Origin of the sequence: Arachnia propionica (assembly GCF_900637725.1) — a bacterium.
GTDB lineage: Bacteria > Actinomycetota > Actinomycetes > Propionibacteriales > Propionibacteriaceae > Arachnia > Arachnia propionica.
Genome location: NZ_LR134406.1, coordinates 2,607,469 through 2,622,319, shown reverse-complemented (window position 1 = coordinate 2,622,319; position 14,851 = coordinate 2,607,469). Strand labels below are relative to the sequence as shown.

At 66.2% G+C, this 14,851-nt stretch carries 15 protein-coding genes; 5 read left to right on the top strand and 10 right to left on the bottom strand.

Going from position 1 to position 14,851, the window contains the following annotated elements:
• Positions 1-124 precede the first annotated feature (124 nt).
• From EL272_RS11710 to EL272_RS11685, 6 genes are all read right to left on the bottom strand, one after another.
• A complete protein-coding gene (locus EL272_RS11710) occupies positions 125-1,042 on the bottom strand; it encodes an aldo/keto reductase (protein WP_014847419.1) in 918 nt (305 codons plus the stop codon).
• 293 nt (positions 1,043-1,335) lie between these two features.
• The gene (locus EL272_RS11705; protein ID WP_061787972.1) at positions 1,336-1,797 is read right to left on the bottom strand and encodes a flavodoxin family protein; all 462 of its coding nucleotides are present in this window, start codon (positions 1,795-1,797) and stop codon (positions 1,336-1,338) included.
• A 52-nt stretch (positions 1,798-1,849) separates the two neighbouring features.
• Complete coding sequence (locus EL272_RS11700; protein ID WP_014847417.1) at positions 1,850-2,593, bottom strand: NAD(P)H-binding protein; 744 nt, start codon at positions 2,591-2,593, stop codon at positions 1,850-1,852.
• Positions 2,594-2,685: 92 nt separating this feature from the next.
• Positions 2,686-3,696: an alpha/beta hydrolase gene (locus tag EL272_RS11695; protein ID WP_014847416.1), complete on the bottom strand. Its 1,011-nt coding sequence runs from the start codon at positions 3,694-3,696 to the stop codon at positions 2,686-2,688.
• A gap of 44 nt (positions 3,697-3,740) precedes the next feature.
• Complete coding sequence (locus EL272_RS11690; RefSeq protein ID WP_197720261.1) at positions 3,741-4,793, bottom strand: alpha/beta hydrolase; 1,053 nt, start codon at positions 4,791-4,793, stop codon at positions 3,741-3,743.
• 16 nt (positions 4,794-4,809) lie between these two features.
• A complete protein-coding gene (locus EL272_RS11685) occupies positions 4,810-5,688 on the bottom strand; it encodes an aldo/keto reductase (protein WP_014847414.1) in 879 nt (292 codons plus the stop codon).
• A 184-nt stretch (positions 5,689-5,872) separates the two neighbouring features.
• Between EL272_RS11685 and EL272_RS11680 the strand changes: the two genes are divergently transcribed.
• The 5 genes from EL272_RS11680 (at position 5,873) to coaBC (ending at position 12,233) form a co-directional block, all read left to right on the top strand.
• Positions 5,873-6,763: a LysR family transcriptional regulator gene (locus tag EL272_RS11680; protein WP_197720260.1), complete on the top strand. Its 891-nt coding sequence runs from the start codon at positions 5,873-5,875 to the stop codon at positions 6,761-6,763.
• 333 nt (positions 6,764-7,096) lie between these two features.
• Positions 7,097-7,858 carry an MIP/aquaporin family protein gene (locus EL272_RS11675; RefSeq protein ID WP_014847412.1) on the top strand — a complete coding sequence of 254 codons (762 nt, stop codon included), beginning with the start codon at positions 7,097-7,099 and terminating at the stop codon, positions 7,856-7,858.
• Between the two features lie 49 nt (positions 7,859-7,907).
• Positions 7,908-9,431: a glycerol kinase GlpK gene (gene glpK, locus EL272_RS11670; protein ID WP_061787971.1), complete on the top strand. Its 1,524-nt coding sequence runs from the start codon at positions 7,908-7,910 to the stop codon at positions 9,429-9,431.
• Between the two features lie 238 nt (positions 9,432-9,669).
• Positions 9,670-10,884, top strand: coding sequence for an MFS transporter (locus tag EL272_RS11665; RefSeq protein ID WP_342352993.1), 1,215 nt, complete (start codon positions 9,670-9,672; stop codon positions 10,882-10,884).
• Between the two features lie 50 nt (positions 10,885-10,934).
• The gene (gene coaBC / locus EL272_RS11660; RefSeq protein ID WP_061787969.1) at positions 10,935-12,233 is read left to right on the top strand and encodes a bifunctional phosphopantothenoylcysteine decarboxylase/phosphopantothenate--cysteine ligase CoaBC; all 1,299 of its coding nucleotides are present in this window, start codon (positions 10,935-10,937) and stop codon (positions 12,231-12,233) included.
• A gap of 153 nt (positions 12,234-12,386) precedes the next feature.
• Here the strand turns inward: coaBC and EL272_RS11655 are convergent, their stop codons facing one another.
• The 4 genes from EL272_RS11655 to erm form a co-directional block, all read right to left on the bottom strand.
• Complete coding sequence (locus tag EL272_RS11655; RefSeq protein ID WP_041696657.1) at positions 12,387-12,815, bottom strand: SRPBCC family protein; 429 nt, start codon at positions 12,813-12,815, stop codon at positions 12,387-12,389.
• Positions 12,812-13,120, bottom strand: a complete 309-nt coding sequence (locus EL272_RS11650) for an ArsR/SmtB family transcription factor (protein WP_061787968.1) — start codon at positions 13,118-13,120, stop codon at positions 12,812-12,814. Before EL272_RS11650 ends, EL272_RS11655 begins: the two co-directional genes overlap by 4 nt.
• A 549-nt stretch (positions 13,121-13,669) precedes the next feature.
• The gene (locus EL272_RS11645) at positions 13,670-14,020 is read right to left on the bottom strand and encodes a helix-turn-helix transcriptional regulator (protein WP_014847408.1); all 351 of its coding nucleotides are present in this window, start codon (positions 14,018-14,020) and stop codon (positions 13,670-13,672) included.
• Positions 14,017-14,832 (bottom strand): 23S ribosomal RNA methyltransferase Erm, encoded by an 816-nt coding sequence (gene erm / locus EL272_RS11640; protein ID WP_014847407.1) that lies wholly within the window; start codon positions 14,830-14,832, stop codon positions 14,017-14,019. The genes EL272_RS11645 and erm overlap by 4 nt, the downstream gene beginning before the upstream one ends.
• Positions 14,833-14,851: the final 19 nt, after the last annotated feature.

The following is a 14,851-nucleotide window of genomic DNA, read 5'->3' as shown; positions in this document are numbered from 1 at the left end:
GTCATGGCTTCCCGGTACGCGGAACGAGAAATGGTTGTTTCCCTCGGGTATGCGCAGGGGATTGTTCCCCACGAAGCTTCGGTCCGTTGTCGCCCCCTCCGGTGGGCGGGGAACCGCTGGTGTGTCAGTAGAGGGCCGCGCCGGATGGGTCGGCCTTGCGGATGCGTTCGTTGACCAGCCAAGCGATCATCTTCGGGTCGTGGTGATCGAATATACGCGGGAAGGAGCCGTCGTCCAGGGCGGCGAAGGCGGCCATGTCCTCCTCGTCGAGGGAGAAGTCGAACACGTCGAGGTTCTCCTCCATGCGGGCCCGGCGCACCGACTTCGGGATGACGATCACGTCCTGCTGGATCAGCGCGCGCAGCGTCACCTGCCCGGCGGTTTTCCCGTGTTTCGCGCCGATAGCGGTCAGCACCGGGTTGGTGAAGATGCCGTTCTTGCCCTCGGCGAAGGGCGCCCAGGCCTCGTGGACCACGCCGAGCGAGGTCATGAACTCATGCGCCTCGGCGTTCTGGCGGAAGGGATGGGTTTCCACCTGGTTGACCATCGGCGGGACCTCGGTGAGCAGGGCAATGTCCGCCAGGCGGTCCGGGTAGAAGTTGGACACGCCGATAGCGCGCAGCTTGCCTGCTCGGTAGGCCTCCTCCAGGGCGCGGTACGCGCCGGGGAAGTCGGCGATCGGCTGGTGCAGGAGCATCAGATCGATGTAGTCCGTGCCAAGCAGGCGGAGGGACTCGTCGATGGAGGCGGCGGCCCGCTCCTGGGTGAGGTTGACCGGGGCGATCTTCGTCGTCAGGAAGACGTCCTCCCGGGCCAGACCGGAGTCTCTCAGGCCGGCGCCGACCTCCTCCTCGTTGGCGTAGGACTGGGCGGTATCGATCATCCGGTAGCCGACCTCGAGAGCTTCGTGCACGCAGCGCAGGGTCTCCTCCGGCGGGGTCTGGAAGACGCCGTATCCGAGGACCGGCATCTCGACGCCGTTCGCCAGGGCGCGGGTGGGAATAAGGGCGCGGGTGGGAATAGTGGTCGCGGTATCGCTCATTGCTTGTGTGCTCCTTAGTTCTTTAGTTGGCTGTTGACTTTGCTCGGCGCGGGCCGCGCGCACGGAGGGTGTGGTGCGTAGGTGTCTAACGCGCCGTCGGACCGGTCAGAGGGCGAAACTCGTCACCCATTCGGTGACTTCGGCGGTAGTCGCGTCCTCCGAGAAGCGCCTGCCCTCCTGTCAGTTGCCAATTCCGGCCAGTGCGCCCGCCAGGAGGTTCCTGCGGGTGGGGGCGCCGTCGGGACTGCTCTGGTCGAATGTGCATCAAGGCTCATCCCTTCACTCGTGATATTTCATGCCGCCGCGTCGATCGCCTTGCGCAAGGCGGGCAGGTCCCCGGCGCCGAAGGCGGTTCCGATCAAGTCTAGGCCGTACAGGACCGCGAAGCGCGTGATCGTGTACGTGGTCGCCCCCATTCCGGGCTCGGTGCGGGGCTGGTCGCCCTGGGTGAAGAACGCGAGCTTCCGGCCCGCCAGCCCGGCCGACGGCGCACCATACATGCGCTCGAAGAGGGTCCGGGGCAGGGCGCCGAGCGAGTGCCAATACACGGGCGTGCCCAGCACGATGACGTCCGCGGTGACAATCCGCGCCCGCACCTGCTCGAACCGGTCTCCGTCCGCTTGGGCGGAGTACAGGGGCTCAATGCGATAGTCGATGAGGTTCAGCGTTTCGTAGTCGAGCCCCGCGAGCAGGTCGGCCGCCATCCTGGCGGTGCGCCCGTCGCGGTGCGGGCTGCCATTGACGAAGAGGATCATGAAAGTCCTTGTCATTGAGGGTCGTTAGTCGAGTGTGCGGCTGGGGTGCCGTTCAGGCGCCGAGGCGGGCGAGATCAGCCTGCACGCGGGCGGACTCATCGCCGAGCGGTACGAGGTCCTGGTCGAGGGCGCCGCGGTCGGCGACCGTGTCCGGCTGCGTGGCGGCGAACAGCGTCTCGAAGTCGGTGACCGGTGCCCCTGGCCGGGAGAAGACCTCGACGGTGCGATGCTCGCCCGAGGGGTTGAGTGCACCCTCGATGAGCACCTGGGCGATGTGGTGGCGGTCCACGCCGGGCTGTCCCCCGACGAGGTCGCCCTGGCGCAGGTCGATCTGGGTGTCCTCCGCCCCCTGGTAGTCGAACCAGCCGGGGCGGACGATCGTGTAGGGGTGGCCGCAGGCGCGTACCAGCCGCTCGGCGCGGCGCTTCCAGTCCCAGGACTCGCCCGACGGGTGGGAGATGTACATGGATGTCATCAGGCTGATGTAGACCTCCGGCCGACCGGCGAGCGCATCCAGCAGCGCGGGCAGGACGGCGTAGTAGTTGTGCTCCAGGTCGGAGTCCCCGCCGTGGGTGAGGATGACGATGTCGACGCCGTTGAGTGCCGCGGCCAGTGAGGCGGCGTCGGTGGGGGAGGCCTCTACGATCTCCGCCTCGGCGGGCAGGGAGCTGGCGGCCCGGGCGGCGTTGCGGGACTGGGCCCTGACGCTCAGGCCACGGGTCAAGGCCTCCTCGACGACGACGCGGCCCACCTGGCCGGTGGCGCCGATGACGAGGACGGTGCGGGAGGCGGACATGCTGGTATTCCTTCCGTGAGAATTGTTTGGCCTGTGCTCGACTGGGCTGCTTGGGTGATGTCGAGGCGGTCGCGCCGAGGCGGTGATGGACGTCAGGCAGATGCGAATGCCTGCTGAAGGAAGGCGTCGTACTCCTCAATCCATCCGCCCTCGGCGCCGAAACCGTGCGGCCAGCCGTCGAGCACACGGGCTCGCAGCGTGACACCGGATCCCGCCAGAACCTTCGCCTGCGCCTCGAACTGGTCGTAAAAGGGGTCCTTGGTGCCGTAGCAGTAGTAAGTAGGAACGGCTCCGGTGAGGCGGTTCGGATCGAGTTCCGCCACGGACAGGCGGCCGTAAAAGGAATAGATCATCGCGGTTGCGGCGGCGTCGGCGCTCACGGCGTCGAGCGCGTCCGGTGTGTAGTCGGCGTCGAGTTCGGTCGGGGATGTGGATCCGGACCAATTCAGGATCGTTTCGCCGCACAGGATGCCGCCGGCGGAGTAGCCGCCCAGCGCGATGTGTTGCGCGCTGGGCAGGCTGTAGTCGGCGGCGCGGGCGCGTACGAACCGGGTGGCGCGGGCCAGGTCGCAGCCGGCCTCGGCCTGCGTGTGGGGCCGCACGCGGTAGTCGACGATGAAACAGTGGTAGCCGAGCGCGGACAGTCGTGCGGCCGTCGGGTAGCAGTCCGAGTTGTCCCCGCGTAGGGCGAAAGCCCCGCCTGCGCACAGGAGCACAGCCCCCTTGACGGTGGTGTTTCCCGTGGTGGGCACGCTCGTCACCGTGGGGCGGAAGCCCGCCGGGTCGTGGCCACCGCTGCCGGGCCCCGTGGTGGTGGGCGCATTGCCCTCCTCCCACAGGAACAGACACTGACGGCGGGACGGATCCACCGTCGCCGTCGCGACTGTTGCTTCGATGCCGGTCGGGTCGGGGCTGACATGGCCGAGGTCCACCCCGGTGAAGTCCGGCTGGTCCATGGTGACGAGTTCCCGGACACCGGAAGGGCCGGTGCTCGAGGCGGCGGGGTTGCCGGAATCCGTGGCCGGATCGGTGCATCCGCTGACGGTGTGGCTAACGAAGAGTGCGCCGATGCCAGCGGTGAAGGTGCGTCTCGTGATGGTCATCTCCGTTTCCCTAATAGTTCTGTTGCGTGCCGGCCGGTTCCGGGTCACGGACCGGCGGCGTCGATCCGCGCCTGCCAAAAAGCGGCGGCATCCTCGATCCAACCCTCGGCGGCGGTCCCGATGCCGAGCCCGAAGCCGTGGGGCAGACCGTCGTAGGCGTGGAACTCCGACGGCGTCCCCGCGGCCGCGATGGCGTCGGTGCGTGCCTGCATGGCGCGCCAGGGAGCTATCCCGTCCGCAGTGCCGACACAGGCGTAGGTCGGCGGTTCCGTCCCGGAGATCTCCGAGAACCCCGTGTACTGCATGACGACGGTGCCCGGACCGGGCACGTCATCGCCCCCGAACCGGGAGGGGCCGTGGGAGCCGAGGGAGGCGGCCAGGCGCGCTCCCGCGGAGCCGCCCCACAGCGAGTAGCAGGCGGGGTCCACGCCGAGCTCATCGGCGCGGGAGTGAATGAAGGAGACGGCGCGGGCCAGGTCCGCGCAACCGTTCCGAAGACTCGGGCGGTATTGCAGCGTGAAGGCCGTGTAGCCGTGGCGCGAGAGCCACAGGGCGTGCGGCATCGAGTCGTGGATGGAACCCACGTAGGCGAAACCACCGCCCGCGCTGCACACGGCCACGCGCGGCCTGGTGCCTTCCGGCACACCCTGGGCGGGGAAGATGAACAGCCCGGTATCCTCCAGGCTCGGGTCGGCGGCCTTCTCGGCCTCCGTGTAGATGTTGTAGAAGACCGTCTCCCCGTTGGCTCGCCGCTGCAACAGGTCGCTGATGACGTCGACCGTGGTGGCCGTGTTTACGAAGGAGTACCAGGTGAGCAGACCGGCCACGTCGGCCAGGGTGTCACCGGGCCGGGGCGGTTTGAAGGTGATGGGGAACAGGAAAAGGCCGTAGTCCTCCAGCAGCGGGTTGCCGATGACATCGGCGATGAGCGTGTCACCGTTCACGGCTCCCTCACTTCCTGCTGTGCGTGGGCCCGGGTTTTCAGTGGGCTGCGTGCCCGAGGCCGGGGAGCAACTCGTGACGGCCGCGAGGATGACGGCCGCCACGGTGCCTCCCGTCGCGAGACCGAGTTCCCTGCGTGTCAGCACAGATCGCATGGACGAAGCGGCGCTCTCAGTACAGCGTTCCGCCGCCCAGCTGGTTGTTCTTGACGTAGTCGCGGAGCATCCACGTGACCGCCTTGGGGTCGTAGTGGTCGAAGATGCGCGGCAGGCTACCGTCGTCGAGTGCGGCGAAGGCCGCCAGGTCCTCGGCGTGCAGCTCGAAATCGAAGACGTCGAAGTTCTCCTCCATGCGGTTGCGGTGAGTCGTCTTGGGGATGACGATGACGTCCTTCTGCATCAGCGCCCGCAGGATCACCTGCCCGGGCTTCTTGCCGTGCTTCTCACCTATCCCGGTGAGCACCGGGTTGGTGAAGACGTTGTTCTGGCCCTCGGCGAAGGGCGCCCAGGCCTCGTGGGCTACGCCGAACTCGGTCATCACCTCGTGGGCCGCGTCCTGCTGGCGGAAGGGGTGGGTCTCGATCTGGTTGATCGCCGGCGGGATCTCGGCGAGCAGGGCCACGTCGACAAGGCGCTCCGGGTAGAAGTTGGACACCCCGATGGCGCGCAGCTTGCCGGCCTTGTAGGCGTCCTCCATGGCGCGGTAGGCGCCGGGGTAGTCGCCCATCGCCTGGTGCAGGAGCATCAGATCGATGTAGTCGGTGTCCAACTTGCGCAGCGACTCGTCGATGGAGGCGGCCGCCCGCTCGTAGTTCATGTTGGCCACCCAGATCTTGGAGGTGATGAAGACCTCCTCGCGGGGAATGCCGCTGGCGCGCACGGCGGCACCGACGTCCTCCTCGTTGTCGTAGGCCTGGGCGGTGTCGATGAGCCGGTAGCCGACGTCGAGGGCCTCGGTCACGCAGCGTTCGGTCTCTTCGGGCGGGGTCTGGAAGACGCCGTAGCCGAGCATGGGCATCTCGACGCCGTTGTTGAGAGTCTTGCGGAGCATGGTGGTGTCCTTCCGGTGGTGTGAGGCGGTCGGGTCTGCTGGGAGTAGTCCTTGGATGTGGTGACGAAGAGCGGCAACTTTCCCGGTATCGGGTGGTAGGGAATTCTGGCCCTGCTGCATCAATTCTCGCCGGAAACCTGGCTTTGTAAAATGCAAATATCGAATCGGTTGATGCACGAAGTGCATGAGCTGGGGTGCGAACCGCCACCGCTGCGGTACGGAGGAATTGGGTGTGGAACTGGAGCAGCTGAGACAGCTCGACGCCATTGCACGCGAGGGCACCATGAGCGCCGCCGCCCGCGTCCTGCACATCTCGCAACCCGCCCTGTCTCGCTCGCTGGGGCGCCTGGAGACCGAACTCGGTCTGCGGCTCTTCGACCGTGCCGGGCGCCGTCTCGTGCTCAACGATGCCGGCCGTGTCGCCCTCGAACACGCACGCCAGCTTCTCCGCGACGAGCAGGCGATGCGCGGTGCTCTGGAGGACTTGGTCCGCCGCACCCGCGCGCTGCGGGTGGGGACTGTCGCGCCTGCGCCGTTGTGGCGGCTGACCGCGCTCATGACGGAGCGTTTCCCGGAACTCGTTCTGACGTCCCGGATGCTCCCCGAGGACGAGGTGGAAGCCGGTGTTCTAAGTGGGGGAGCCGATCTCGGTATCACCCTGCACCCCGCGGCCCAGCCGGTGACGCGTTCGTGCCTGCTCATGGTGGAGAACCTCTCCGTCGTACTACCGGTCGGGCATCCGCTCGCGACGAGGCCGAGCGTGGGAACGGCCGAACTCGACGGCGAGACCTTCCTGCTCTTCGAGGGCATCGGATTCTGGCGTGGGCTGTGCGACGAACACTTCCCGAACTCGGAGTTCGTAGTGCAGGAGGACCGTGCCGTCTTCGAGCAGCTCACGCGCAGCTCGTCGCTTCCCTATTTCGTCACCGATGCACCCTTCTTCGCGGCCCGGCCGCTTGGCCGTGCGGTGGTGCCGATCCACGACGCCATGGCCCGCGCGGCCTTCCATCTGCTGGTCCGGGCCGGCGGTCGCAGGGAGGCCGTCGACGTCTTCGAATGGGTGTGTGACCGGTGAGGGACGCGGGCAGCGGCGGCTTTCCCCGGCCTCGGTGACCAAGGAATGGGGTGGCGAATCCTGGTTTGGCTGGCCTTTCCATCCCGGGTCGAGCAGCCCACCCGGTGGTTTCCTTCGACTGTGAGCAAACCGGGTGAACGGGCGGATGGTTCGTGCACCGTGCTCAAAAAGTCATGCATGAACGTGCACGAATCTTGCGTTTTTCCCGGTGAAAGCGCTTGGCTGTGCCTGTTCGAATGGTTCGGACGGTGACGAGGTCCCGCCTCGTCAATCCTCGCAGGGTGCCGCCCTGGCGTCGCCCGTGACAAAGTAGTCAGAACTGGAGTTCTAGAGATGTTCGCCATCTTCCTGTCGGAAGCAGTCGGTTCGATGCTGCTGATCCTCCTCGGCTGCGGCGTGGTCGCCAACACCGCGCTGACCAAGTCCAAGGGACAAGGAACAGGTTTTCTGTTCGTGAACTGGGGGTGGGGCCTCGCGGTGTTCGTGGGTGTCATCGCCGCCGCAAAGTCCGGTGGCCACCTGAACCCGGCAGTCACCATCGGTCTGCTCGTCAATGACATCGCCCAGGGAAAGCCCGCCATGGACTTCGGCACGGTGATGGCCTACCTCGGCGGCCAGTTCGTCGGATCGCTGATTGGTGCCTTCCTGTGCTGGGTGGCCTACAAGCAGCACTTCGACGAGGAACCCGACCAGGGCGCCAAGCTCGGTGTGTTCTGCACGGCACCCGCCATCCGCAACCCGCTGTTCAACCTCCTCACCGAGATCATCGGCACCTTCGTGCTGGTCTTCGTGGTCATCGCATCGGGTCTCTACACCACCAACACCAAGGGCGATGCGGTCAACCTCGGCTGGCTGGGTGCGTTCGGTGTCGCCCTGCTGATCGTCGTCATCGGCACCGGCCTCGGCGGCCCCACCGGATATGCCATCAACCCCACCAGGGACCTGTGTCCCCGCATCATGCACGCCATCCTGCCCATCAAGGGCAAAGGCGATTCCGACTGGAGCTACTCCTGGGTCCCGGTCGTCGGACCCATGATCGGCGGCCTGCTGGGTGGTCTGCTGGCAGCCCCGCTGCTGGTTTTCCCGCTGCAGTGATCCAACCCAGCCCCGAAAAGATACCGGCGTTTCACGAAGGAGCCATCACATGACAGACACCAAATACGTGCTCGCCATTGACCAGGGAACCACCTCGTCGCGCGCGATCATCTTCGACCACGCAGGCCGCATCGTCGCCGTGGGGCAGAAGGAACACGAACAGATCTTCCCCCGCGCCGGCTGGGTGGAGCACAACGCCGCCGAAATCTGGGACAACGTCCGTGAGGTCGTCGCCCAGGCTCTCGCGAAGGCGCAGCTGAACAAGGAGAACCTGGCCGCGGTCGGTATCACCAACCAGCGCGAGACCACTCTCGTGTGGGACAGGAAAACCGGTGAGCCCGTCTACAACGCCATCGTCTGGCAGGACACCCGCACCCAGAAGATCGTCGAGGAGCTCGGCGGTGAGCAGGGAGCCGACCGGTACAAGGAGATCGTCGGGCTGCCGCTGGCCACCTATTTCTCCGGGCCGAAGGTCAAGTGGATCCTCGACAACGTCGAGGGTGCCAGGGAACGCGCCGAGGCCGGCGACCTGGTGATGGGCACCATGGACACCTGGGTGCTGTGGAACCTCACCGGGGGTGTGAACGGTGGTGTGCACGTCACCGACGTCACCAACGCCTCCCGCACCATGCTGATGAACCTCAAGACCCTCGACTGGGAGCCCTCCATCGCTGCCGACATGGGCATCCCGATGTCGATGCTGCCGGAGATCAGGTCGTCGGCCGAGGTCTACGGCGTGTGTCGTCCGCAGGGTCTTCTGGCCGGTGTTCCGGTCGCAGGCATCCTCGGTGACCAGCAGGCCGCGACCTTCGGGCAGGCCTGTTTCGAGAAGGGCATGGCGAAGAACACCTACGGCACCGGCTGTTTCATGCTCATGAACACCGGCGAGGAGATCGTCCCCTCCAAGAACGGGCTGCTGACGACGCTGTGCTACAAGATCGGCGACGCGAAACCCATCTACGCGCTGGAGGGTTCCATCGCGGTGGCGGGGTCGCTGGTGCAGTGGCTGCGTGACAACCTGCGGATGTTCGACTCCGCCCCCGAGATCGAGACCCTCGCGGCGACGGTCGACGACAACGGTGGCGCCTACATCGTGCCCGCGTTCTCGGGTCTGTTCGCCCCCTACTGGCGGGCCGACGCGCGCGGCGCGCTGGTGGGTCTCACCCGCTACGTCAACCGTGGTCACATCGCTCGTGCCGTTCTGGAAGCCACGGCCTTCCAGACCCGCGAGGTGCTGGACGCCATGGAGGCCGACTCGGGTGTGAAACTGACCGAGCTGAAGGTCGACGGCGGCATGACCGCCAACGAAACCCTCATGCAGTTCCAGGCCGACCAGCTCGGCGTCGACGTGGTGCGTCCCGTCGTCGCCGAGACCACGGCGCTCGGCGCGGCCTACGCGGCGGGCATCGCCGTCGGTTTCTGGGGCGGTGAGCAGGACGTCATCGACAACTGGGCCGAGGACAAGCGCTGGGGTCCGGAGATGGACGAGGCCGAACGCGATCGCCTGTACCGCAACTGGAAGAAGGCCGTCACCAAGACCCTCGACTGGGTTGACGACGACGTCGTGGAATGAACTGATCACGCACGCACCACGGTCTTCGCCCCGTGCGGTCCCGGCATTGGGACGGCGCGGGGCGAAACCCTCCTCGACGACGTGAACACAATGCGCTCCCGGGACCATTGACGTATTCCTCCCACCCGGGTGAGTGGTCCGGCTGCCTGGCATCGGGCTCGGACACGTCGTCGCAGGTGCTCGGTCGCAGGGGGTGCTGCGATTCTGGTGTGCCATGAGGTGAAGGGACAGTTGTGTGATGGCAGTGATGAGTGGTCGTTGGCGCACGTTCCTTGGTTCGTATGTTCTCTCGATTGCCGGGGACCGGTGGCTCGACACCGCGGTGCCCGCCCTGTCGCTGTTGGTTTTCGGGGATCTGCAGGGGGCTGCGCTGTATCTGTGGAGTTCCGGATGTGCGCGTCCACTGACCAGTTGGGGTGCTGGACGGTGGGTGTCACGGTGGCCCGCCTTTCCATGGTTGGGGGGAAGTAACCTTCTGACAGGCATCGCGATGGCCGGCCTGGGCCTGGTGTTCATGAGTGGGGGCCCGGTGTCGGTGGTGCAGGTGGGGGTCATTGTCGCGGGGGTCCTGCTCGGGGCGGCGGCCGGCGTTCAGACGGTCGTGTTCGGGGCCACCGTCAAGGCCGTGGTGCCGGCGTCATGGATGGGACGCGCGCAGGCCCAGCTCGAGATCGCCGACTCCCTGACCAGTTTCGTGGCACCGCTGTTGGCCACATGGATGCTCCTGTCGTGGCAGCCCGGACTCGCGCTGGTGGTCGCAGGCTCCCTGTATCTCCTAGTGGCAGCCTTGAGATGGCGCTACATGATCGTGGCATCGGTTCAATCCCGACCGCGACCGCGGGGTCGTCGGGGTCTGTCGTGGTTCCTGGTGCCTTTCGAGGGCAGGGAACGTCGGCACGTTTCGGCTGCGGTGCTCACCGTGTCGTTGCTGACGATGCTGTGCGTGCCGGTGGCCTCGGTCCGTCTGGAAATTCTTGGGTTGTCGCCGAGCATGTCCGGGATGGTGATCGCCGCCACCTCGCTCGGCAGCATCCCGACAGCGCTCATCGCGGGGCGGCTCATCCCGCGAATGGACGCATCGCGGCTGATCCTGGTCGTGCCGCTCCTCGGGGCACTCATCCTCCTGGTGTGTCTGCATCTCAGTTCGAGCCTGCCACTCACCCTGGTGCTGGCTGCTGGCTTCGATGCCTGTGCCTGCTGGGTCTTCGTGGTGACTGGGACCGCCCGTACCCAAGGTGAGGAAGCCCTCGACCTGGTACGGATCGCAGCTGTTATGTCCGTGCTCGGAGCTGCTGTGTCCACCCTCGCCGGGGTGATGTTGCTGGGTGTCACCGACCTGTCCGGGCAGGTGGCGGTGCTTGTCGGATGCCTGTTGTGCGTCGCGGCCTGCGGGCTCTCGGCCCACCCATTGACCTCTCTCAGGTCATCCGAGCCGGATCTCCCGGGCGGGTGACGAGGCATCGAGACCCATTCCCGTGCCCGGGGACGTGGGATCATGGCTTCATGTCAGACACTCCCGAGCTCACACCCGCCGAACCGCGACGCGTCGTCGTCGGGGTGGCCGGTTCCATCGCTGCCTACAAGGCCCCTTTCGTCATCAGAGCGCTGCGGGAGGCCGGACACGAGGTCAAGACGGTGCCCACCGAGGCGGCGCTGCGATTCATTGGGGCTCCCGCATTGGCGGCTGTCTCCGGCGCTCCGGTGTCGTCGGGCGTCTTCGACGATCCCGCCGCTGTCGAACACGTCGCGGTGGGGGAATGGGCGGAACTCGTGGTGGTCGCTCCCGCGTCGGCGGATCTGCTGGCCCGCGTCGCGGCGGGACGGGCCGACGACCTGCTCACCGCGACGATCCTCACCACCACCGCACCCGTGATGCTGGCCCCCGCCATGCACACCCAGATGTGGCTCAACCCGGCCACCCAGGAGAACGTCGCCACGTTGCGCCGCAGAGGATTGACGGTGCTCACCCCCGACTCCGGGCGCCTGACCGGCAAGGACTCCGGAGTTGGGAGGCTGCCCGAGCCCGACCGGATCGTCACCGAGGCCCTGGCCCTGCTGGAGAGCTCGGATGTCGAGGGCAGGTCCAACGGGCTGGAGGGTCGGCGCGTAGTGGTCTCGGCGGGCGGCACCCGCGAACCGATCGACCCGGTGCGGTTCCTCGGGAACCGTTCCTCCGGTCGGCAGGGCTGCGCCATCGCCCGGGCCGCAGCGGTCCGCGGGGCGCGCGTCACCCTCGCTGCGGCGCACGTCGATGCCAGCATCCTGGCCCGGCTGCCGGCCTCCGTCGAGGTGATCCCGGTGAACACGGCCCTGGAACTCAACGACGTCGTGCGACACCTCTGCACCGACGCCGACGCCGTCGTCATGGCCGCCGCGGTCGCGGACTACCGGCCCGCCACCGTTTCGGCCGCGAAGATCAAGAAACACGGCCTGGAAGACGACGAGACGGGCCCCGTCCCGCCGCCCGTGATCACCCTGGTGGAGAACCCCGACATCCTGGCCGGACTGGTCTCCGACCCGCCCCGGGGCGAGGACGGACGGACCCTCGTGGTCGGGTTCGCGGCCGAAACCGGCGACGAGGACGGTGACGTGCTGAGCCACGGGGTCGCGAAGGCGTGGCGGAAAGGCGCCGACCTCCTGGCGGTCAACGCCGTCGGTCCCGCCCTCGGGTTCGGTGACGTGCCCAATGCGGTCGTGGTTCTGGACGCCCAGGGTCGCGAGGTGGCCCGGGCATCCGGCAGCAAGGATGACGTGGCCAGGGCGCTGGTGGACCTCATCGCCGAACGCCTGGAAAACAACTGATCACAGTCCCAACCGCGATCGCCCGTCGATCCTGCCCGCGGCTGCGGTGGTCCGCACCGGGGACTTCCTCCATGTTCCCCGGGCCGGGGCCACACCTGGATCGCCACGGATTCTTGCTACTGGCCGCAAGATCTGTGGCGGTTCATCCGTGCATCACCAGCTCTCCCCGGTTTCCACAACCGTTTTGAGGCCGCTGAGCACGAACATCCAGGCTGCCCCGACGTTCTTGGCCGTGTTCGGGGAACTATCGAGGCGGTCATGGATCACGGTGAGACAGCAGTGGCCGCCTTCCTGGGGCTCGATGAGCCAGGTGACACGGCTGGCAGGTTCGTCCACCGAAGGTGGGTGATAGAGCGAACGCCAGGTGATCACGAATCTGTGGTTGGGATCCGATTCCAGTACCTCCCCGTCGACCAGGGGAGCGTCGGTCGAGCGATAGACGCATGGTGAGCCGGGTTGCGTGGTCGTGTCGATGCTGGATCCAAAGAAGTAGCGACGGGTGAATTCGGGTTTCGTGATGGCCTCCCAGATTGCCTCGGGAGCGGCCTTGATGAAGATGCGGTGCACCTGTGTGGATGTCATGAATCCTCCAGCTCTTGTTTCAACTCCACCAGGATGGATGCCTGGTGGGCGGTGTACTTGTCGATCCAGCGGGCATGGATCTGGTGGATCGGAACAGGATTGAGAAAATGCCGTTTGACGCGGCCGTCGCGCTGCGTGGTCACCAGACCTGCTTCTTCCAGGATGTGCAGGTGTTTCGCGATGCCGAATCGCGTCATCTCGAAGTCCTTTTCCAGATCCGTCTGGGTTAGGCCTCCCTCGGTGAACAGCCGGTCGAGCAGTGCACGCCTCGTGGGGTCCGCCAAGGCCTTGAAAACCTCATCCATGTCCACCCCGAGAAAATATGTGACTTAATGGTCACATGTCAAGAGGAGGGCGTGAAGGTTGTGGATCCGCTTGCCTTCTCGTCGTTCGCTTGCGCTCCAGGGGGGCGGGTGACAAGAAAACAAGCGCATGAGGATCTTCTCGAAGCTGGTGAGCTGGCCTGCTCGCTCTGAGAGCTGATTGTGTCGAAACCGTGGTGAGCGTGTCTGGAGACTTGCTCGTCGGGTGCCGGGTGGTTTCGACTCGGACTGCTCGCTCGTCGTGGTCCGGCTCAACCAGCTTCGGAAGAGGTATGCTCACGTGCTGGCTCAACCGGCTCTGAGCCTGATCTCCCGGTCGTAGTGGGCGATCGCCTTTCTGGTAGGTAGTCCGAACCCAGAGCACTGAGGGGGAGAAGGCTCGTCATGGTCGACAAGCTCGACGTTGATAGAGCGCTGGCCCGAGCTGTTCGTGTAGCAGCATGTGTTGTGACCAAAGCCGCTGGAGCAGCGCCCCTCACCGATGTGATGAACCTTGGTCCCGAGGCGTGGAGCATCCAGAGCAAGGACATTTCATTCACTGGGCACCGAATCATTCGTGACGTATCCGCTCCCCCGATAGTTCGACGGTGACACTCCGAACACCGCCTTGAAGTAACGGGCCGCATGTCCACGGCTGCGCCATCCCACTTTGTTCATCGCCTCGGCTATGGGGAGGTCGGTTTCCCGCAACAGTGTGGCCAGCAGACGTGCGCGAAGGTACATAAGGAAACGCATCGGGGTGCGGCCGAATCTGCGAGAGAACATTCGCCCGAGCTGTGACACCGAGAGATGGACCAGCGCAGCGAGTTCGTCCAGTCGCCAGTCGTGTTCAGGTCGCTCAGCCAACAGGCGCGCGGCCTGTTGAGCGGCGGAGAGGCTCATCGTCGCCTCCTGCGGTTTCCTCGTGTGGGCGGGGCAGGCGGCGACGATCCCGTCGTCTTGAACAGGTCCACCCAGGCCTTCGGATGCATCATTCGGGGCAGGGCTGAGGCATCGATGCCGTGTCTTCCGAGCCAGGCCCGGGCCGCCTGCGGTGAAGGGAAGGAAGTGGCGCGAGCAAGGATCTGGGCCAGTCCGTTTCCCGGCCCGGTGTAGATGCGGTGGACCAGGGCGTGGAATCGACACTGCTCAGTCACCGGTAGCAACGGGTGCTCGCGACGGTGGATGGTGAGAATCCCGCCATCCACACCAGGGCGTGGAGTGAAAGCCCGTGCGGGGACGCGACCATGCAGGGTGAACGTGAACCACGGTGCCCATTGCGCGGTCATCATGGTGGCCCCACCCACACCAGCCCTGCGGCGGGCAACCTCCCACTGGGTCAGCAGGACGGCGTCGCTCCAGGCGAAGGAGTGCAAGAGGTGTCTCAGTATCGCGGTGGTCTGGTGGAAGGGCAGATTCCCCACCACCACGTGGGGAGTACTCGGCAGCCGATGGGTGAGGAAATCACCTGTCACCACCTTCACGTGTGAGGGAAGGCGACAGCGCAGCCTCTGCTCCAGGCGGGCGTCGATCTCGATGGCCGTCACAGGGCGGCCGAGGCGCGCCAGCGGTACGGTGAGTGCGCCGTCGCCCGGTCCGATTTCGATGATGGGTCCGCGGGTTGCTGTGACGAGTTCAACGAGGGTGGCGATGACGGCTGGGTCGGTGAGGAAGTTCTGGCCGTGTTCGTGACGGCCGTGATGAAAAGTGGGCACTGCTTGCTCCGTGATGGTC

Excerpts from the sequence above, each read along its gene's own strand:
- EL272_RS11665 (WP_342352993.1), top strand. The coding sequence starts at position 9,670 with ATGGCAGTGATGAGTGGTCGTTGGCGCACGTTCCTTGGTTCGTATGTT.
- EL272_RS11710 (WP_014847419.1), bottom strand. The coding sequence starts at position 1,042 with ATGAGCGATACCGCGACCACTATTCCCACCCGCGCCCTTATTCCCACC.
- EL272_RS11645 (WP_014847408.1), bottom strand. The coding sequence starts at position 14,020 with ATGAGCCTCTCCGCCGCTCAACAGGCCGCGCGCCTGTTGGCTGAGCGA.
- coaBC (WP_061787969.1), top strand. The coding sequence starts at position 10,935 with ATGTCAGACACTCCCGAGCTCACACCCGCCGAACCGCGACGCGTCGTC.
- EL272_RS11695 (WP_014847416.1), bottom strand. The coding sequence starts at position 3,696 with ATGACCATCACGAGACGCACCTTCACCGCTGGCATCGGCGCACTCTTC.
- EL272_RS11700 (WP_014847417.1), bottom strand. The coding sequence starts at position 2,593 with ATGTCCGCCTCCCGCACCGTCCTCGTCATCGGCGCCACCGGCCAGGTG.
- EL272_RS11705 (WP_061787972.1), bottom strand. The coding sequence starts at position 1,797 with ATGATCCTCTTCGTCAATGGCAGCCCGCACCGCGACGGGCGCACCGCC.
- EL272_RS11690 (WP_197720261.1), bottom strand. The coding sequence starts at position 4,793 with ATGCGATCTGTGCTGACACGCAGGGAACTCGGTCTCGCGACGGGAGGC.
- glpK (WP_061787971.1), top strand. The coding sequence starts at position 7,908 with ATGACAGACACCAAATACGTGCTCGCCATTGACCAGGGAACCACCTCG.
- EL272_RS11675 (WP_014847412.1), top strand. The coding sequence starts at position 7,097 with ATGTTCGCCATCTTCCTGTCGGAAGCAGTCGGTTCGATGCTGCTGATC.
- EL272_RS11650 (WP_061787968.1), bottom strand. The coding sequence starts at position 13,120 with ATGGATGAGGTTTTCAAGGCCTTGGCGGACCCCACGAGGCGTGCACTG.
- EL272_RS11680 (WP_197720260.1), top strand. The coding sequence starts at position 5,873 with ATGAGCTGGGGTGCGAACCGCCACCGCTGCGGTACGGAGGAATTGGGT.
- EL272_RS11685 (WP_014847414.1), bottom strand. The coding sequence starts at position 5,688 with ATGCTCCGCAAGACTCTCAACAACGGCGTCGAGATGCCCATGCTCGGC.
- EL272_RS11655 (WP_041696657.1), bottom strand. The coding sequence starts at position 12,815 with ATGACATCCACACAGGTGCACCGCATCTTCATCAAGGCCGCTCCCGAG.